Consider the following 16,719-nt stretch of genomic DNA (forward strand, 5'->3'; position numbering starts at 1 on the left):
CGGTTTCAGCCGGGATTCACCCCGCACAACCCACAAAATAGCCCCACAGTTCAACCCATGGATTCGTGCACCCATGCAAACCACCAATACCGTCTTGATGATTCGCCCGGCGCGCTTTGCCTTCAACCCGGACACCGCGATCAACAACCGCTTCCAACGCCAACCCCTCGACCCACTCGGCGCACAGCAGAAAGCGCTGGAAGAGTTCGACGGCTATGTCGACACCCTACGCCGGCACGGCGTGGAAGTGCTGGTGGTGCAGGACACGCCGGCGCCCCACACCCCCGACTCGATATTCCCCAACAACTGGTGGAGCAGCCACGCCGACGGCAGCCTGGTGCTGTACCCGATGGAAGGCCAGAACCGACGACTGGAGCGCAACAAAGGCGTGCTGCAAGTGCTGGAGCAACGTTTTGCGATCAACAGCACCATTGATCTCAGCCACCTGGAACAGCAGAACATCTTCCTCGAAGGCACCGGCAGCATGGTGCTCGACCGCCAACACCGCATCAGCTACGCCTGCCACTCCGGGCGCACTCACCAGGACGCCCTGCGCCAGTTCGCCGAACGCCTCGACTACCAGCTCTGCGTTTTTCACGCCGTCGACCGCCATCACGCGCCGATCTACCACAGCAACGTGATGATGAGCGTCGGTCGCGACCTCTCGGTGGTGTGCCTGCAAGCCCTGCCGGACGCCAGCGAACGCCAGGGCCTGGAACGCTCCCTGCGCGACACCGGCAAGGACATCCTCGCGCTCGATTTCGATCAGTTGGAGGGCTTCGCCGGCAACATGCTCGAAATCCACGACCGCGACGGGCAGCCCCTGTTGGTGATGTCCGCCAGCGCCTGGGGCGCCTTGCAACCCGCCCAGCGCCAGCACGTGGAACGCCATACGCGGCCGGTGGTGGTAAACATCGACAACATCGAACGCATCGGCGGCGGCAGTGCCCGCTGCATGCTGGCGGAAGTGCACCTGCCCGCCCGCGCCACCGTCCAATAACTCAAGGAGTCTTGTCATGACCCGCTATATCGACGTCAACGATCTCTGCTACCTGGTCTCGCAAAAAGGCTTGCAAACCTGCATCACCGAGATGGCCGAGTACATCCGTGCCGACTACCTGCGCTGGCAGGATTTCGAAAAATGCGCGCGCCTGGCCAACCACTCGCCGGACGGTGTGATCGAGCTGATGCCGGTCTCCGACGCATCGCTGTACGCGTTCAAATACGTCAACGGCCACCCGAAAAACACCCTGGCCGGCATGCTCACCGTGATGGCTTTCGGCGCGCTGGGGGACGTGGACACCGGCTTGCCGGTGCTGCTGGCGGAAATGACGCTGACCACTGCGATTCGCACCGCCGCCACGTCGGCGCTGGTCGCCCGCTACCTGGCCCGCGACAACAGCCGCAGCATGGCGCTGATCGGCAACGGCTCCCAGAGCGAATTTCAGGCCCTGGCCTTCCACGCCATGCTCGGCATCACTGAGATCCGCCTGTTCGATATCGACGCCAAGGCCACCGCCAAGCTGGCCGCCAACCTCAAAGCCTTCCCGGCGATCAAGGTGATCCTGGCCGGCAGCGTCGCCGAAGCGGTAAAAGGCGCGGACATCGTCACCACCGTCACGGCCGACAAGGCCTACGCCACCATCCTGACGGACGAGATGATCGAACCCGGCATGCACCTCAACGCCGTCGGCGGCGACTGCCCCGGCAAGACCGAGCTGGACCGACGTATCGTCGAGCGCGCCCGGGTGATCGTCGAGTACGAACCGCAAAGCCGCATCGAAGGTGAAATCCAGCACATGCCGGAAGACTCGCCGGTCACCGAACTCTGGCAAGTGATCAACGGGCAACAACCCGGCCGCGAAAATGCGCGCCAGGTCACCCTGTTCGACTCGGTAGGTTTTGCCATCGAAGACTACTCGGCCCTGCGCTATGTGCTGGACGTGGCCAAGGCCTTGGATGTGGGCAGCGACCTGGAGCTGGTGCCGGACCTGGCCGACCCGAAAGACCTGTTCGCACGCCTGGCACAACAACCTCGCGCACAGCAGAAAAAGCGCGCCTGAGAACGCTCTGGCCTGCCGCTCTGCGTCGAGGGCGGCCCAGATTTGGGTGGGTGAAAAGCCGATTCAGCGGGTGGCACAGCCGATTCCGCTGCATTGCCCGTTTTAACAGCGCAATTCGCGCTTTGAGCACGGGGTAAACGACACAAAAAACGCACCACCATGGAGCATTCTCTGCGCCAATAAGAACGATTTGTTTCAGCTCAATGACTGCCCTGACATCAATTACAAAATATAGGGACTACACATGACTCCACTGCGATCACTCTTCGCTGCGTTGCTGTTGCCACTCTGCGCAACCGCCCACGCTCAGGAATGGAAAGAAATCCGCTTCGGCGTGTTCCCCGAATATCCCCCCTTCGAATCCGTTGCCGCCGACGGCAGCCTGCAAGGCTTCGATATCGAGCTGGGCAACGCGATCTGCGCCAAGCTGGAAGTGAAATGCACCTGGGTGCACAACGAATTCGACGGCATGATCCCGGCCCTGCGCGCCCGCAAGTTCGACGCGATCATGTCCTCCATGGCTGTAACCCCGGCCCGCGAAAAGATCATCGACTTCAGTGACCGCCTGTTCCTCAGCCCTACCTCCGTGATCACGCGCAAGAGCGCCGACTTCGGCGACACCCCGGAATCCCTCATGGGCAAGCAAGTCGGGGTACTGCAAGGCTCGTTGCAGGAGGCCTACGCCCGTGCCCACCTGGCCAAGCTCGGCGCGCAGATCAAGGCGTATCAGTCCCAGGACCAGAACTACGCCGATCTGCAGAACGGCCGCCTGGACGCGACCCTGACCGACAAGCTCGAAGCCCAGCTCAACTTCCTGTCCAAACCCGAAGGCAGCGACTTCAAGACCGGCCCTGCCTTCAAGGACCCGACCCTGCCCCTGGACATCGCCATGGGCCTGCGCAAGAACGATCAGGCACTGCGGGCGCTGATCAACAAAGGCATCGCCGCTGTGCAGGCGGATGGCACCTACGCACAGATCCAGAAGAAGTACTTCGGCGATCAGGACATCTACCACGAGTGATGTCCGAGCCAGGCAAAAGTCCCCTGTAGGCGCGAGCGAGCTCGCGCCTGCATAAAAGAGATCTCCTTCCCCATGAACGAATTCCTGAATCTGCACGGCTACGGCCCGATGCTGGCCCAGGGTGCCTGGATGACGCTCAAGCTGGCCTTCCTCGCGCTGGCGCTGAGCCTCGCCCTGGGCCTGATCGCCGCCGCTGCCAAGCTCTCCAGCGCCAAATGGCTGCGTGTGCCGGCCACGCTCTACACCACCTTGATCCGGAGTGTGCCGGACCTGGTGCTGATCCTGCTGATTTTCTACAGCCTGCAACTGTGGCTCAACGACCTGAGTGAAGTGTTCGGCTGGGACTATTTTGAAATTGACCCGTTTACCGCTGGGGTGATCACCCTGGGCTTTATCTACGGCGCGTATTTCACCGAGAACTTCCGAGGCGCGATCCTCAGCGTGCCGGTGGGCCAGCTGGAAGCGGCGACCGCCTATGGCCTGAGCCGCTGGCAGCGCTTTCACCTGGTGCTGTTCCCGCAACTGATGCGCTTTGCCCTGCCGGGCCTGGGCAATAACTGGCTGGTGCTGCTCAAATCCACGGCGCTGGTGTCGATCATCGGCTTGTCGGACCTGGTCAAGGCCGCACAAAATGCCGGCAAAACCACTAATGAGCCGCTGTACTTCCTGATCCTCGCGGGCCTGATGTACCTGGTGATCACCAGCCTGTCCAACCGCGTCCTCAAGCGCCTCGAACGGCGCTATAACCTCGGCATCAAGGGGATGGCGCGATGATCGAACTGTTCCAGCAATACGGTCTGGCCTATCTGTTCAGCGATGGCGCAGGATTGTCCGGCGTGGCCATGACACTGTGGTTGTTCATCATCTCGGTGGTGTTGGGTTTTTTCCTGTCGATCCCGTTGGCGCTCGCGCGTGTTTCCGAGCACGTCTGGCTGCGCTGGCCAGTGGAGGTCTACACCTACCTGTTTCGCGGCACGCCGCTGTATATCCAACTGCTGATTTGCTACACCGGGCTGTACAGCCTGGAAATCGTGCAGGATAACGCCCTGCTCAACCAGTTTTTCCGCAATGCGCTGAACTGCACGCTGCTGGCCTTCGTGCTCAACACCTGCGCCTACACCGTGGAGATCTTCGCCGGGGCGATCCGCAATATCCCCCATGGCGAAATCGAAGCGGCCCGCGCCTACGGCCTGCACGGTTGGCGTCTCAACCTGTTCGTGGTGGTGCCCGCCGCGCTGCGTCGTGCGTTACCGGCCTACAGCAACGAAATGATCCTGATGCTGCACGCCACCTCGCTGGCCTTTACCGCCACCGTCGCCGACATCCTCAAGGTGGCCCGCGACGCCAATGCCGAAACGTTCCTGACGTTCCAGGCGTTCGGCATCGCTGCCCTGCTCTACATGCTGCTGTCCTTTGCACTGGTGGGCCTGTTCCGACTGGCCGAACGTCGCTGGATGCGCTTTCTTGTTCCTACCCGAGGCTAACCCATGAATCAGTCCGCGCAGGCCCTGGCCGCTTATCCCGTTGATGAACCCGTTGCCCAACCCGTCACCGCGGCCATCAAGCTTCAAGTCGAAGGCATCCACAAACGCTATGGCGAGCACGAAGTGCTCAAGGGTGTTTCCCTGAATGCGCGCCAGGGCGATGTGATCAGCCTGATCGGCGCCAGCGGCTCTGGCAAAAGCACGATGCTGCGCTGCATCAACTTCCTCGAACAGCCGGACGCCGGGGTGATCACCCTGGACGGCATCAGCATTGAAATGCGCCAGGGCCGCGCCGGCACCCGTGCGCCGCACCAAGATCAATTGCAGAACCTGCGCACACGCCTGGCCATGGTGTTCCAGCACTTCAATCTGTGGAGCCACATGACCGTGCTGGAAAACATCACCATGGCGCCGCGCCGGGTACTGGACGTAAGCGCTGCGGAGGCGGAAAAACGCGCGCGAATGTACTTGGACAAGGTCGGCCTGCCGAGCCGCGTGGCGGATCAGTACCCGGCGTTTCTCTCCGGCGGCCAACAACAGCGCGTGGCGATTGCCCGGGCCTTGGCGATGGAGCCGGAGATCATCCTGTTCGATGAGCCGACTTCCGCACTCGACCCAGAACTTGTAGGAGAAGTCCTCAAAGTCATACAGACGTTGGCCGAGGAAGGTCGTACCATGCTGATGGTCACCCACGAAATGGGCTTTGCCCGCCAGGTGTCCAGCCAAGTGTTGTTCTTGCACCAGGGCCGGGTTGAGGAACACGGCGATGCCAGGATTCTCGACCAGCCCAATAGCGAGCGCTTGCAGCAATTTCTCTCCAACCGTTTGAAGTGAACCCCATGGATACCAAGGCCAACGGACCCCATTCCTCCCCCACGCTGGACCGCATTGATGAAGCAATCATCGAAGTGCTGCGGCATCAGGGGCGTATCACCTACGAAAAGCTCTCGTCGCTGGTGCACCTCACGCCCAGGCCCTGCCTGGAGCGGGTGCGCAAGCTGGAGCGACGCGGGGTGATCCGTGGGTATGGGGCGATCATCGATGTGCAGATGGTCTCGCCAGGGCTGTCATTGCTGGTGTTGGTAGCCTTGTCCAACCAGAGCGGGCGCTCGGCGCAAAAGGCCTTCGAAGCCTGCGTCAAGGCTTGCCCGCAGGTGTTCGAATGCCAGTTGATCAGCGGTCCGTTTGACTACAGCCTGCGCATGCGTTGCCGGGATATGGAGCACTACCGGGTGCTGACGGAGACCTGGTTGAACAACGACGAATTGCACATCGATAAGCTGGTCGCGCATCCGGAGTTGGCGGTGGTCAAGAACACAGCGACGGAACTCAGCTGAGCCTTAAAAGGCGCGAGCGATTCGCTTGCCCAGCTTTGCCCCGATCATCTTCGCCTGCCCATCCTTTTGCTTGCCGGTACGCGCCTCACTGATCAACCCCGGTATCAACTTGCCCTCTGGCAGATTCTTCCAGAACCGGCTGGGCAAATGCCCTTCCATCACCTTGGGGTTCAACCGTGCTGGATTGAAGATGTGGCTGTAGTAGGTCAGCCACATCGCACTGTGTGGATCCTCGACATTCTGCGCCAATTGCCGCCAGGCCTCGGGGCATTCGCGCTGATGGATCAACTGCTCACCGTCGTAGTACACACCGTCCAACGGTGTGGCGATCATCCAGCGGTGACGCCCCATGCGCCCGATGAAATGCTGGCTGGCTGATTTCAAGATGTCATGGGCCGGCTCGTGCCAGGCCACGTACTCGGGCAATTCCAGCCCGGCCTCGGCGGGTAACGCGATGAACCGCACAAACGCGTGCAGATGGTGTGCCTCGCGACTGACCTGCTTGATCCGCCGTTGCAACTCACTGCCCAGTTTGTCCCCTGCCAGCATCGCCGTGCGATCACCATGACTGACGCGCCACAGCACTTCATACAACAAGCTCCAACGCTGGTCGCCGTGGTAACAGGCGGCCGACTCCAACAATTCCAGCAGGGCCTTGGGCACCCGTGTCTGGAAAGGCCCCATCCCCTCGGGAATCGGTTCGTCGGTGGCAAACAGGTCCGCCACTTCGGCCTCGCCCCAACTCACCTGGCTGGGGTCGATCTGATGGCTGAGCAGCCAGCGCGCCTGCTCGCGCCAAGTGCTGAACAGGTTGTTGCACTCCAGGCTGATCATCCCCACAACCCCATTTGCTGCGGCTGAGGACGGTCGCGCAGTTGTTCGCGCAACAACACGCTGGTGCTGTCGGCCTGTTGCGGGTGGTAGTCGCTGGTGATGAAAAACGGCTTGGCCTTGGCCAATACGCACCGCATGCGCGCCAGGTCTTCGAAGCGGATCTTGCGTTCACGGCGCAGGTCCACCAGACGCTGGGTGGTACGCAGGCCAATGCCCGGAATGCGCGCTATCAAGGTCGGTTCCGCGCGATTCAGGTCTAGAGGGAAGACTTCGCGATTATCCAGCGCCCACGCCAGCTTGGGATCGATATCCAGCGCCAGGTGACCAGGACCTTTGAACAGCTCATTGGCGTTGAACCCATAGCTGCGCAACAGGAAATCGGCCTGGTACAAACGGTGCTCGCGCATCAGCGGCGGCGCGGCCAGAGGCACGGTTTTCGGGCTATTGGGGATGGGACTGAACGCCGAGTAATACACGCGGCGCAGCTTGAAGTTGCCGTACAACGCCTCGGCACCGTGGAGAATGGTGCTGTCATCGGTGTCGTCGGCGCCGACGATCAGTTGCGTGCTCTGCCCGGCCGGGGCAAAACGCGGTGCGCGTGGCTCGTTGCGTACCGTCTGCTCGCCGGTGTAGATGGTCTGCATGGCCTGTTTGATCGACACGATCTTCTTTTCCGGCGCCAGGGTCTGCAGGCTGGCCTCGGTGGGCAGTTCGATGTTCACGCTCAGGCGATCGGCATAGCGTCCGGCTTCGGCGATCAGTGCCGGGTCGGCATCAGGAATCGTCTTGAGGTGGATATAGCCGCGAAAGTCATGCTCTTCGCGCAGCAGTTTGGCGACCCGCACCAATTGCTCCATGGTGTAATCGGACGAACGGATGATGCCGGAACTGAGAAACAGCCCGCTGACGCAGTTGCGTCGGTAGAAATCCAGGGTCAGGGTGACCACCTCCTCCGGGCTGAAACGCGCGCGGGGCACGTCGCTGGAGCGGCGGTTGACGCAATACTGGCAGTCGTAGAGACAGAAGTTGGTGAGCAATACCTTGAGCAACGACACACAACGCCCGTCCGGCGTGTAGCTGTGGCAGATGCCCATGCCATCGGTGGAACCCAGCCCCGCCTTGCCCTCGGAGCTGCGCTTGGGCGCACCACTGCTGGCGCACGAGGCATCGTACTTGGCGGCGTCGGCGAGGATGCTGAGTTTTTCGATCAACTGCATGGGGGCTACCGATACTGGTTTTTTGTACAGTACCAATAGCCACTCGTTGCCACAAGTGCCGTTTGTAGGAGCGGGTATCAGCTCGCGGTGGCGAGCAACAAATCCTGCACCGAACGACCCTTGCCGCGCCCACGGTCCAGCGCATACAGCGACGCCGCAATCTCATCCGCCCGAATCGGCAGTACCGACAGCAGGGTATCGCTCAACCCATGGCTGGCCTGGCTGAAGCCCTGGATGTAGATACCGGCGTTGCAACGCTCGTCGGTGACGATGCGATAGTCGCGCGCCACGTCGAAGTCGCCCAGGTAGTCTTCCAATGGCGCCAGCAGCGCGCGGTGTGTCTGGCGCTCGTAGCCGGTGGCGAGGATCACCGCGTCGTAGTGGTTGACGCTGGTGTCGCCGTTGGCGTTGTTGCGCAGCACCAGTTCGATGCCCAACGGGCCTGGTGTGGCCTTCTCGACCACGGTCAGGGTGCGGAACGCCTGGCGGGCGATGCCGGAGACCTTCTGGCGGTAGAAGATGCCATAGATACGCTCGATCAAGTCCAGGTCCACCACCGAATAGTTGGTGTTCTGGTACTCGGCGACCAGGCGCTCACGCTCGGCGCCCTCTTGCTGGAACACCAGGTCGGTGAAGGCCGGCGAGAACACTTCGTTGACGAACGGGCTGTCATCGGCGGGTTTGAGCGCCGAACCGCGCAGAATCATGTCGACCTGCACCGACGGGAAGCTGTCGTTCAGGTCGATAAAGGCTTCTGCCGCGCTCTGGCCACCGCCGATGATGGCGATGCGCATGGCCTTGCCCTCGACACATGGCTGGCTGGCCATCCGCTCCAAGTATTGGGAATGGTGGAACACCCGGCTATCGCCCTTGAGCGCCTTGAACGCTTCGGGAATACGCGGCGTGCCCCCGGCGCTGACCACCACCGAACGGGTGGTGCGTACATGTTGCTCCCCCAGCGCATCGCGGGAAATCACACGCAGCGCTTCAACCTGCTGCTGGTGCAGGATCGGCTCGATGGACAGCACTTCCTCGCCGTAGCGCGCCTGGGCCTGAAACTGCCCGGCGACCCAGCGCAGGTAGTCGTTGTACTCCATGCGGCACGGGTAGAAGGTGCCCAGGTTGATGAAGTCCACCAAGCGGTCGTGGGCTTTCAGGTAATTAACGAAGGAATACGGGCTGGTGGGGTTGCGCAGGGTCACCAGGTCCTTGAGGAATGAAATCTGCAGCTCGCTCTGGGTCACCAGGGTGTTGCCGTGCCAGCGGTAGTCGGCCTGTTTGTCGAGAAACAGCACATCCAGTTTGCCCTGGGCCTTTTCGCGCTCCTGCAGGGCGATGGCCAGCGCCAGGTTCGAAGGGCCGAAACCGATACCGATCAGGTCGTGAACCGCGGGCGAAGCAATTGCCTGTGTCATTCCAGTGTCCTCTGGATAAGCCCCTTGGCGGTGGGGCGGGAATACCTTCAAGACCTGAACAACAGGTCGTGTGTTGATAGGAAACGAGGACAATGAAATAAAATTTAACTGATCTTCGATCAGTGCGTTTCCCACTCGCGCATCCGCACCCGGCAGTGCTTCATGGCATTGACGATGTGTTTCTCCACCATGGCGCGGGAAATGCTCAGGCGTTCGGCGATCTGCAGGTGGGTCAGGCCTTCGAGTTTGCGCAGCAGGAAGCTGTCGCGACAGGCGGGCGGCAGCTCGGCCAGGGCGCGTTCGAGCAGTTCCAGGCGCTGGCCGTGATCGTGGTGGGTGTGAGGCGAACTGCTGGCGAAGCGCTCTTCGGCATCCAGCACGTCCAGGGGTTCAACCTGGCGCAAGGCATTGCGCCGATGTCCATCGATCACCAGATTCAATGCGGTGCGGTACAAAAAGGCACGGGGTTGTTCGATGGGCGTGTCGCTGGAACGCTCCAGCACCCGGACATAAGCGTCATGCACCACATCCTCGGCCACCTGACGGTTGCCCAGCTTGGCGTTGAGGAAACACACCAGCTCGCGATAGTAGTTTTCCAACATGACTCCCGACCGCCGGGTGGCGGCATTTGGTCCCTGGGTGCAAAAAACAGCCTGTAGACGCGAGCGTGCTTGCGAAGACCGTTAATGATATCGCGAGCATTCAGGATAAACGCAGCGCCTGAACGTCCCTCGCGGGCAAGCTCGCTCCTACACTTAAATCAACCCGTTCGGTGATGGCAGTTTGAGTGCGTGCAATTTATAGTAATTCTCATCTACTTTTAAAGCAGACTTGCATCAACGGACGATTTTTTTCTTCAAGGGAGCTGTAACTGCTTATGTAACCGCCTAAATCCCCGCGCAATTCCCTCGTTTACTTGTCAGCTCCCCGCAACTGCGGTCCGAACTTTCCTGGCTGGAACCAAAGCATGAAACGCCCTCGACCTGCCCGACGCGCCTTGCTTGTTATCGCGTGCCTGATCCCTTTTATCGCCGTCGCGGCCTGGCAGGTGCTGCCGCCGGGGCGTGACACTCTCACCACCGTCACCGTCACCCGCGGCAGTATCGAAAACAGCGTGACCGCCTTGGGCACCCTACAACCGCGTCGCTATGTGGACGTCGGTGCCCAGGCCTCTGGCCAGATCCGCAAAATCCACGTCGAAGCCGGCGACCAGGTCGAGGAAGGCCAATTGCTGGTTGAGATCGATCCGTCCACGCAAAATGCCAAGCTGGACGCCAGCCGCTACGCCATCGAAAACCTCAAGGCCCAGTTGCAGGAACAAAAGGCTCAGCACGAATTGGCACGCCAGAAGTACCAGCGCCAGCAACGCCTGACCGCCGCAAACGCCACCCGTGAGGAAGACGTGCAAACCGCGAAGGCCGAACTGAGCGCTACCCAGGCCCGGGTCGACATGTTCCAGGCGCAGATCCTGCAAGCCCAGGCCAGCCTGCGCAGTGACGAAGCGGAATTGGGCTACACACGCATCTACGCGCCCATGACCGGCACCGTGGTCGCGGTGGACGCGCGGGTTGGCCAAACCCTCAATGCCCAGCAGCAGACGCCGTTGATCCTGCGCATCGCCAAGCTGTCGCCGATGACGGTGTGGGCAGAAGTCTCGGAGGCCGATATCGGCCACGTCAAACCCAGCATGACCGCGTACTTCACTACCTTGAGCGGCGGTAACCGACGCTGGACCAGCACCGTGCGGCAGATCCTGCCGATCCCGCCCAAGCCGTTGAATGAAACCCAAGGCAGCGGCAGCCCCAACAGCACCAGTAAAAGCGGCAGCGGCCGCGTGGTGCTGTACACCGTGCTGCTGGACGTGGACAACAGCGACAACGCGCTGATGGCCGAAATGACCACCCAGGTATTTTTCGTCGCCAGCCAAGTCAAGGATGCGCTCACCGCGCCGGTTGCCGCGTTATCGGGCACGGCGAACGCCAACCAGCAGATCGCCCAGGTCGTGGGCAAGAACGGCCGTATCGAGCAGCGCCAGGTGCAGGTGGGCATCAGCGACCGCCTGCGCGTCCAGGTGCTCGACGGCTTGAGCGAAGGCGATCACCTGCTGATCGGCCCCGCCGACGGCAACGGGGGTTGAGGTGACCACGCCCCTGATCGAACTCAAGAACATCCGCAAATCCTACGGCGGCGGCGACAGCCCGCAGGTCGACGTGTTGCGCGGCATAGACCTGTCGATCCATGCCGGGGAGTTCGTCGCCATCGTCGGCGCCTCCGGCTCCGGCAAGTCCACGCTGATGAATATCCTTGGCTGTCTCGACCGCCCCAGCACAGGCAACTACCTGTTCGCCGGGGAAAACGTCGCCCACCTGGACAGCGATGAACTGGCCTGGCTGCGCCGCGAAGCGTTCGGGTTCGTGTTCCAGGGCTACCACCTGATCCCGTCGGGCTCGGCCCAGGAGAACGTCGAGATGCCGGCGATCTACGCCGGCATCAGCGCCGCCGAGCGCCATGCCCGCGCCAACGCCCTGCTCACGCGCCTGGGCCTGGCCGAACGCACCGGCAACCGTCCGCACCAACTCTCCGGGGGCCAGCAACAGCGGGTATCCATTGCCCGAGCCTTGATGAACGGCGGGCATATCATCCTCGCCGACGAACCCACCGGCGCCCTCGACAGCCACAGTGGCGCCGAGGTCATGACCCTGCTCGATGAACTCGCCAGCCAGGGCCACGTGGTGATCCTGATCACCCACGACCGCGAAGTGGCGGCGCGGGCCAATCGCATCATCGAGATTCGCGATGGTTTGATCATCAGCGACTCGGCGGACAGCAGCGACGTTGCGCCAGCATTAGCGAACGGTGCTCTGCAAGCCGTGGATCTGCGCCAGCGCCTGGCCGACGGCGCCGAGCACAATGGCGCGTGGAAAGCCGAGCTGGTGGACGCGGTGCAAGCCGCCTGGCGGGTGATGTGGATCAACCGCTTCCGCACCGCACTGACCCTGCTGGGGATCATCATTGGCGTGGCCTCGGTGGTGGTGATGCTGGCCGTCGGTGAGGGCAGCAAGCGCCAGGTCATGGCGCAGATGGGGGCGTTCGGTTCCAACATTATCTACCTCAGTGGAACATCGCCCAACCCGCGCACGCCCCTGGGTATCGTGACCCTCGACGACGTCCACGCACTGGCGGCGTTACCCCAGGTCCAGCGCATCATGCCGGTCAACGGCAGCGAAGTCGGGGTGCGCTTCAGCAACGTCGACTACATGGCCTACGTGGGGGGCAATGACACCAACTTCCCGGAGATTTTTAATTGGCCGGTGGTCGAGGGTAATTACTTCACGGCCGCCGACGAGCGTGCCGCCGCCACGGTGGCGGTGATCGGTCATCGCGTGCGCGAGAAGCTGTTCAAGGGCGAGGTCAACCCGATCGGCCAGTACATCCTGATTGAAAACGTGCCATTCCAGGTAATCGGTGTGCTGGCGGAAAAAGGCGCCGCCTCCGGCAACAAGGACAGTGACGACCGCGTTGCCATCCCTTACACCGCCGCCAGCGTGCGTCTGTTCGGCAACTACAACCCCGAGTATGTCGTGATCGCGGCGGCCGATGCGCGCAAAGTCCGCGAAACCGAGGTGGCCATCGACCAGTTGATGCAAAAGCTGCACAACGGCAAGCGCGACTATGAGCTGACCAACAACGCCGCGATGATCCAGGCCGAGGCCCGCACTCAGAACACGCTGTCATTGATGCTCGGTTCGATTGCGGCAATTTCCCTGCTGGTGGGCGGGATCGGCGTGATGAATATCATGCTGATGACCGTGCGCGAGCGTACCCGCGAAATCGGCATTCGCATGGCCACCGGCGCACGCCAGCGCGACATCCTGCGCCAGTTCCTCACGGAAGCGGTGATGCTCTCGGTGGTCGGCGGTTTGTGCGGCATCGCCCTAGCATTGTTGGTCGGCGGGGTGCTGGTGCTGGCCAAGGTGGCGGTGCAGTTCTCCCTATTGGCGGTGTTTGGCGCGTTTGGTTGCGCACTCGTCACCGGTGTCGTATTCGGCTTCATGCCGGCCCGTAAAGCTGCCCGGCTCGATCCGGTTAAGGCGTTGACCAGTGAATAAACGGTCCCTCTACCTGCCCGCCTTGTGCGTATTACTCAGCGCCTGCACCGGCAACCCGCCAGCGGTCGACAGCGGGATTGCACCGCCTGCCGCCTGGCAATTTGCCGAACGCGACGCCGCCCAAGCCACCAATCAGCAATGGTGGACACAGTTTGGCAGCCCGCAGCTCAACCGTCTGATCGACCAGGCCCGGCGTGACAGCTTCGACGTGGCCGCCGCCACCGCGCGCGTGCGCCAAGCCCAAGCCAGTGCAGTGATCGCCGGCGCGCCGCTGTTGCCGGAGGTGAAGCTCAACCTCACCACCAGCCGTCAGAAACTGTTGCGTGGTCCGGGTGGACCGGATCTTGACGCATCACAAAGCGATGACACCGTCGACAATTTCGGCGCCAACCTCACCGCCAGCTACGAAGTGGACTTCTGGGGCGGTCGCGCCGCCGCTCGCGACAGCGCCCTGCACAACGTGCGCGCCAGCGAGTTTGACCAGGCCACCGTGGAGCTGACCTTGCTCAGCAGCGTGGCCGACCGCTACGCACAAACCCTGGCCGCGCAGCAACGCCAGCAGATTGCCGAGTTGAACCTGGCCAATGCGCGTAATGTGCTCGACCTTGTACAGACTCGCTATGACGCCGGCTCCGCCACTGCCCTGGAACTGGCCCAGCAAAAAAGCCTGGTGGCCAGCCAGCAACGCCAACTGCCGTTGATCCAGCAATTGGCCGAAGAGTCGCGGATTACGCTGGCTGCCCTCCTCGGCCAGCCGGTACAGGCTCTGAACCTAGGCACCGAACCGTTCCAAGCCTTGACCTGGCCTGCAATCGGCGCCGGCTTGCCAAGCCAGTTGCTCAGCCGTCGCCCCGATATCGCCAAGGCCGAGGCGCAGCTGGCGGCAGCGCAGGCCGACGTCACGGTGGCTCGCGCGGCCATGCTGCCCGCCATCACCCTTGGCGCCACCCTGGGTTCCGACGCCTACAAAGCCGTGGATGTGCTGCGCAGCCCTTATTACACGCTTACCGCTGGACTGGTGGCGCCGATCTTCAACAACGGCCGTTTAAGTGCTGAACGCGACAAGGCCCGCGCGCGCCAGGATGAACTGCTGCAAACTTATCGCGGTGCGATCATCAACGGCTTTGCCGACGTGGAAAAATCCCTCAGCAGCATCACGCGTCTCGACCAGCAGCGCGAATGGCAAAGCGAAGAACTGCAACAGGCCCAGACCGCCTTCCAAATTGCAGAAAGCCGCTATCAGGCGGGTGCCGAAGACCTGCTCACGGTACTGGAAACCCAGCGCACCCTGTACACAGCCCAGGACCAGAACGTGCAACTGCGGCTGTCGCGCCTACAGGCCAGCATCGCGTTGTACAAAGCATTAGGCGGCGGCTGGCAGACTCAGATCCGATAAACAAAACTCCGTTTTCGTACGCCAGCTGTCTTCTCGCCCTACATTCTTCGACCAACGGTCCTTGGTAAAAAAACCGCACTCACACGGTTGCCCAGGACCTCTTGATGACTGTCGCAAAATACCTGACGTGCGCCTGTCTCTGGATGACAGCAAGCGCTGCCCAAGACCTGATTGCCCCCACCGCCATCGATTGGCTGCTGGATTGCCCCCTGCCGACCGTTGAACGCCTGGACCCCGAAGTGCTGCAGCGCACCCAATGCGGCGTCGTGAGCGTACCGCGCAATTACGCAGCCCCCCGGCAAAGCAACCTGCGCCTCTACCTGACCCGCGTCGGCGCCCGAGACCCACTGAACCGGGAAGGCGTGGTGTTCGCCCAGGCCGGCGACGCGCCTAAAAGGAATCAGGGCGGCACCTTCGTCATTCACCTGACCAGCCTTTGGGGTTCTTACTCCAACCCGGCGTATCGCACACTGGTCAACCGCTACGACGTCATCGAGCTCAGCCCTCGCGACCTCGACAACGAGACTGGAGTCGAACAGGCCGCTCAAGACCTTGAGTATGTGCGCAGCCAACTGGGCGAGGCCCAACTGTTCTACCTGGGCAATGCCGATGCCACCCGCCTGGGCAACCGTTACGCGGCCCTGTTTCCCGAACGGGTAGCGCGCATGGTGCTGGTCAATGCGCAGCAGCCCGAATCGGCAGCGCCCCACGTCGAACAACTGCGCCTGAAAGAAACAACCAAACAGGACGCCAGCAGCTGCATCAACCGTTGGGTGGGCGATTTCCTGGTCTTCGGCAAGCAGCCGCCGCCGTCCACCCGATGCCTGGACTCAGGCGACGGGGAGTAACCACCCGATTGCGACCTTTTGCCGTCGAAAACGACACCCGCCGTTGACGCTGCCCCCCGATCGTTATTAAGTGCTATTTATCCGCATTAATACGATAAATCGAACTTATGCTAAGCCGCCCGCTACGACGCAAACGCCAGAAGCTGTCCGACGTGATTGTCGAGTCGGTCAAGCGCTCCATCGTCACCGATGCCTTGAAGCCCGGCGACCGCTTGCCCACCGAACGCGAGCTGATGGAAAGCTTCCAGTGCTCCAAAGGCTCGGCCCGTGAAGCGCTCAAGGCCTTGGAAGTCGAAGGGTTGGTGAGCACGCGTACCGGGCCCAGCGGCGGCGCCTACCTGAACCAGGCCGGCACCGAACCGGCCAGCCGGGCGTTGCGCAACTACCTGCACTTCCAGCACCTGGACGGCGAGCAGGTGTACCAACTGCGCAAAGTCATCGAAGTGGAACTGGCGGTGTCGGTACTCGGACGCTTGAGCGAAGACGACTACCAAGCCCTGCAAGACAACGTGGATTTTTGCAGCGCGCCCGAAGACAGCGAGGCTGGCCAACGTGAACAGCGCCTGGCAGAACTGGAATTTCACAACCTGCTGGCCAAGGCCTGCCCCAACCCGTTGCTGAGTTTCATGGCGCAGTTCCTCAACGACCTGTTGCGTGACCTGGTGGTGTTGAAAAAGGCCTACAAGCCCAAGCGCAAGCAGTTCGATGCGGCCAACCTGGATTATCACAAGCAATTGCTGATCGCGTTTCGGGCCGGGGATGAAAGCGCAGTGCGCAGCCTGATGCATGAACACATGTGCGACGCCGAACACCATATGACGGCGCTGGAAGGTGAAGTCAGCCCGCATTTTCTATTGGAGTTCGATCATCGTTAAGGACACCACGAATCCAATGTGGGAGCGGGCTTGCTCGCGAATGCAGTGGGTCAGCAATGCATCCGGTGACTGATACACCGCATTCGCGAGCAAGCCCGCTCCCACAGTTTTACCCTATTC

General features: G+C 61.8%; 16 protein-coding genes. 12 read left to right on the forward strand and 4 right to left on the reverse strand.

Annotated elements, in window-relative coordinates; all coding sequences use genetic code 11:
* Positions 1-73 precede the first annotated feature (73 nt).
* From ctlX to AB4N92_RS01665, 7 genes are all read left to right on the forward strand, one after another.
* Complete coding sequence (gene ctlX, locus AB4N92_RS01635) at positions 74-1,000, forward strand: citrulline utilization hydrolase CtlX (protein ID WP_010209327.1); 927 nt, start codon at positions 74-76, stop codon at positions 998-1,000.
* Positions 1,001-1,016: 16 nt separating this feature from the next.
* Positions 1,017-2,063, forward strand: coding sequence for an ornithine cyclodeaminase (locus AB4N92_RS01640; protein ID WP_010209325.1), 1,047 nt, complete (start codon positions 1,017-1,019; stop codon positions 2,061-2,063).
* A gap of 244 nt (positions 2,064-2,307) precedes the next feature.
* Positions 2,308-3,084: an ABC transporter substrate-binding protein gene (locus AB4N92_RS01645; protein ID WP_010209324.1), complete on the forward strand. Its 777-nt coding sequence runs from the start codon at positions 2,308-2,310 to the stop codon at positions 3,082-3,084.
* Between the two features lie 72 nt (positions 3,085-3,156).
* Positions 3,157-3,858 carry an ABC transporter permease gene (locus tag AB4N92_RS01650; RefSeq protein WP_021492859.1) on the forward strand — a complete coding sequence of 234 codons (702 nt, stop codon included), beginning with the start codon at positions 3,157-3,159 and terminating at the stop codon, positions 3,856-3,858.
* Positions 3,855-4,568 carry an ABC transporter permease gene (locus AB4N92_RS01655; RefSeq protein ID WP_010209322.1) on the forward strand — a complete coding sequence of 238 codons (714 nt, stop codon included), beginning with the start codon at positions 3,855-3,857 and terminating at the stop codon, positions 4,566-4,568. The genes AB4N92_RS01650 and AB4N92_RS01655 overlap by 4 nt, the downstream gene beginning before the upstream one ends.
* A gap of 3 nt (positions 4,569-4,571) precedes the next feature.
* Positions 4,572-5,402, forward strand: coding sequence for an ABC transporter ATP-binding protein (locus AB4N92_RS01660; RefSeq protein WP_010209321.1), 831 nt, complete (start codon positions 4,572-4,574; stop codon positions 5,400-5,402).
* Between the two features lie 5 nt (positions 5,403-5,407).
* Positions 5,408-5,905, forward strand: coding sequence for an Lrp/AsnC family transcriptional regulator (locus AB4N92_RS01665; RefSeq protein WP_010209320.1), 498 nt, complete (start codon positions 5,408-5,410; stop codon positions 5,903-5,905).
* Between the two features lie 3 nt (positions 5,906-5,908).
* Here AB4N92_RS01665 and AB4N92_RS01670 read toward each other — a convergent pair whose 3' ends face one another.
* The 4 genes from AB4N92_RS01670 to AB4N92_RS01685 all read right to left on the reverse strand — a co-directional run bounded on the left by AB4N92_RS01670 (position 5,909) and on the right by AB4N92_RS01685 (position 9,973).
* Positions 5,909-6,739, reverse strand: a complete 831-nt coding sequence (locus AB4N92_RS01670; RefSeq protein ID WP_021492860.1) for a TIGR03915 family putative DNA repair protein — start codon at positions 6,737-6,739, stop codon at positions 5,909-5,911.
* On the reverse strand, positions 6,736-7,956 hold the full coding sequence (locus AB4N92_RS01675; protein WP_010209318.1) for a putative DNA modification/repair radical SAM protein: 1,221 nt from the start codon (positions 7,954-7,956) through the stop codon (positions 6,736-6,738). Before AB4N92_RS01675 ends, AB4N92_RS01670 begins: the two co-directional genes overlap by 4 nt.
* Before the next feature lie 77 nt (positions 7,957-8,033).
* Complete coding sequence (locus AB4N92_RS01680) at positions 8,034-9,371, reverse strand: lysine N(6)-hydroxylase/L-ornithine N(5)-oxygenase family protein (RefSeq protein ID WP_010209316.1); 1,338 nt, start codon at positions 9,369-9,371, stop codon at positions 8,034-8,036.
* Positions 9,372-9,490: 119 nt separating this feature from the next.
* Entirely contained in the window at positions 9,491-9,973 is a 483-nt protein-coding gene (locus tag AB4N92_RS01685) for a sigma-70 family RNA polymerase sigma factor (protein WP_029529099.1), read from the reverse strand.
* A 365-nt stretch (positions 9,974-10,338) separates the two neighbouring features.
* On the opposite strand from AB4N92_RS01685, the gene AB4N92_RS01690 reads away from it, so the two are divergent.
* The 5 genes from AB4N92_RS01690 to AB4N92_RS01710 all read left to right on the forward strand — a co-directional run bounded on the left by AB4N92_RS01690 (position 10,339) and on the right by AB4N92_RS01710 (position 16,599).
* Positions 10,339-11,508: an efflux RND transporter periplasmic adaptor subunit gene (locus AB4N92_RS01690; protein WP_236267552.1), complete on the forward strand. Its 1,170-nt coding sequence runs from the start codon at positions 10,339-10,341 to the stop codon at positions 11,506-11,508.
* A gap of 1 nt (position 11,509) precedes the next feature.
* Positions 11,510-13,480, forward strand: a complete 1,971-nt coding sequence (locus AB4N92_RS01695) for a MacB family efflux pump subunit (protein WP_010209310.1) — start codon at positions 11,510-11,512, stop codon at positions 13,478-13,480.
* Entirely contained in the window at positions 13,473-14,876 is a 1,404-nt protein-coding gene (locus AB4N92_RS01700; RefSeq protein WP_045791864.1) for an efflux transporter outer membrane subunit, read from the forward strand. Before AB4N92_RS01695 ends, AB4N92_RS01700 begins: the two co-directional genes overlap by 8 nt.
* A gap of 104 nt (positions 14,877-14,980) precedes the next feature.
* Complete coding sequence (locus AB4N92_RS01705) at positions 14,981-15,724, forward strand: alpha/beta fold hydrolase (RefSeq protein WP_460129092.1); 744 nt, start codon at positions 14,981-14,983, stop codon at positions 15,722-15,724.
* Between the two features lie 107 nt (positions 15,725-15,831).
* Positions 15,832-16,599, forward strand: coding sequence for a FadR/GntR family transcriptional regulator (locus tag AB4N92_RS01710; RefSeq protein ID WP_010209305.1), 768 nt, complete (start codon positions 15,832-15,834; stop codon positions 16,597-16,599).
* Positions 16,600-16,719 lie beyond the last annotated feature (120 nt).

It is taken from the genome of Pseudomonas sp. S3_A09, assembly GCF_054668065.1.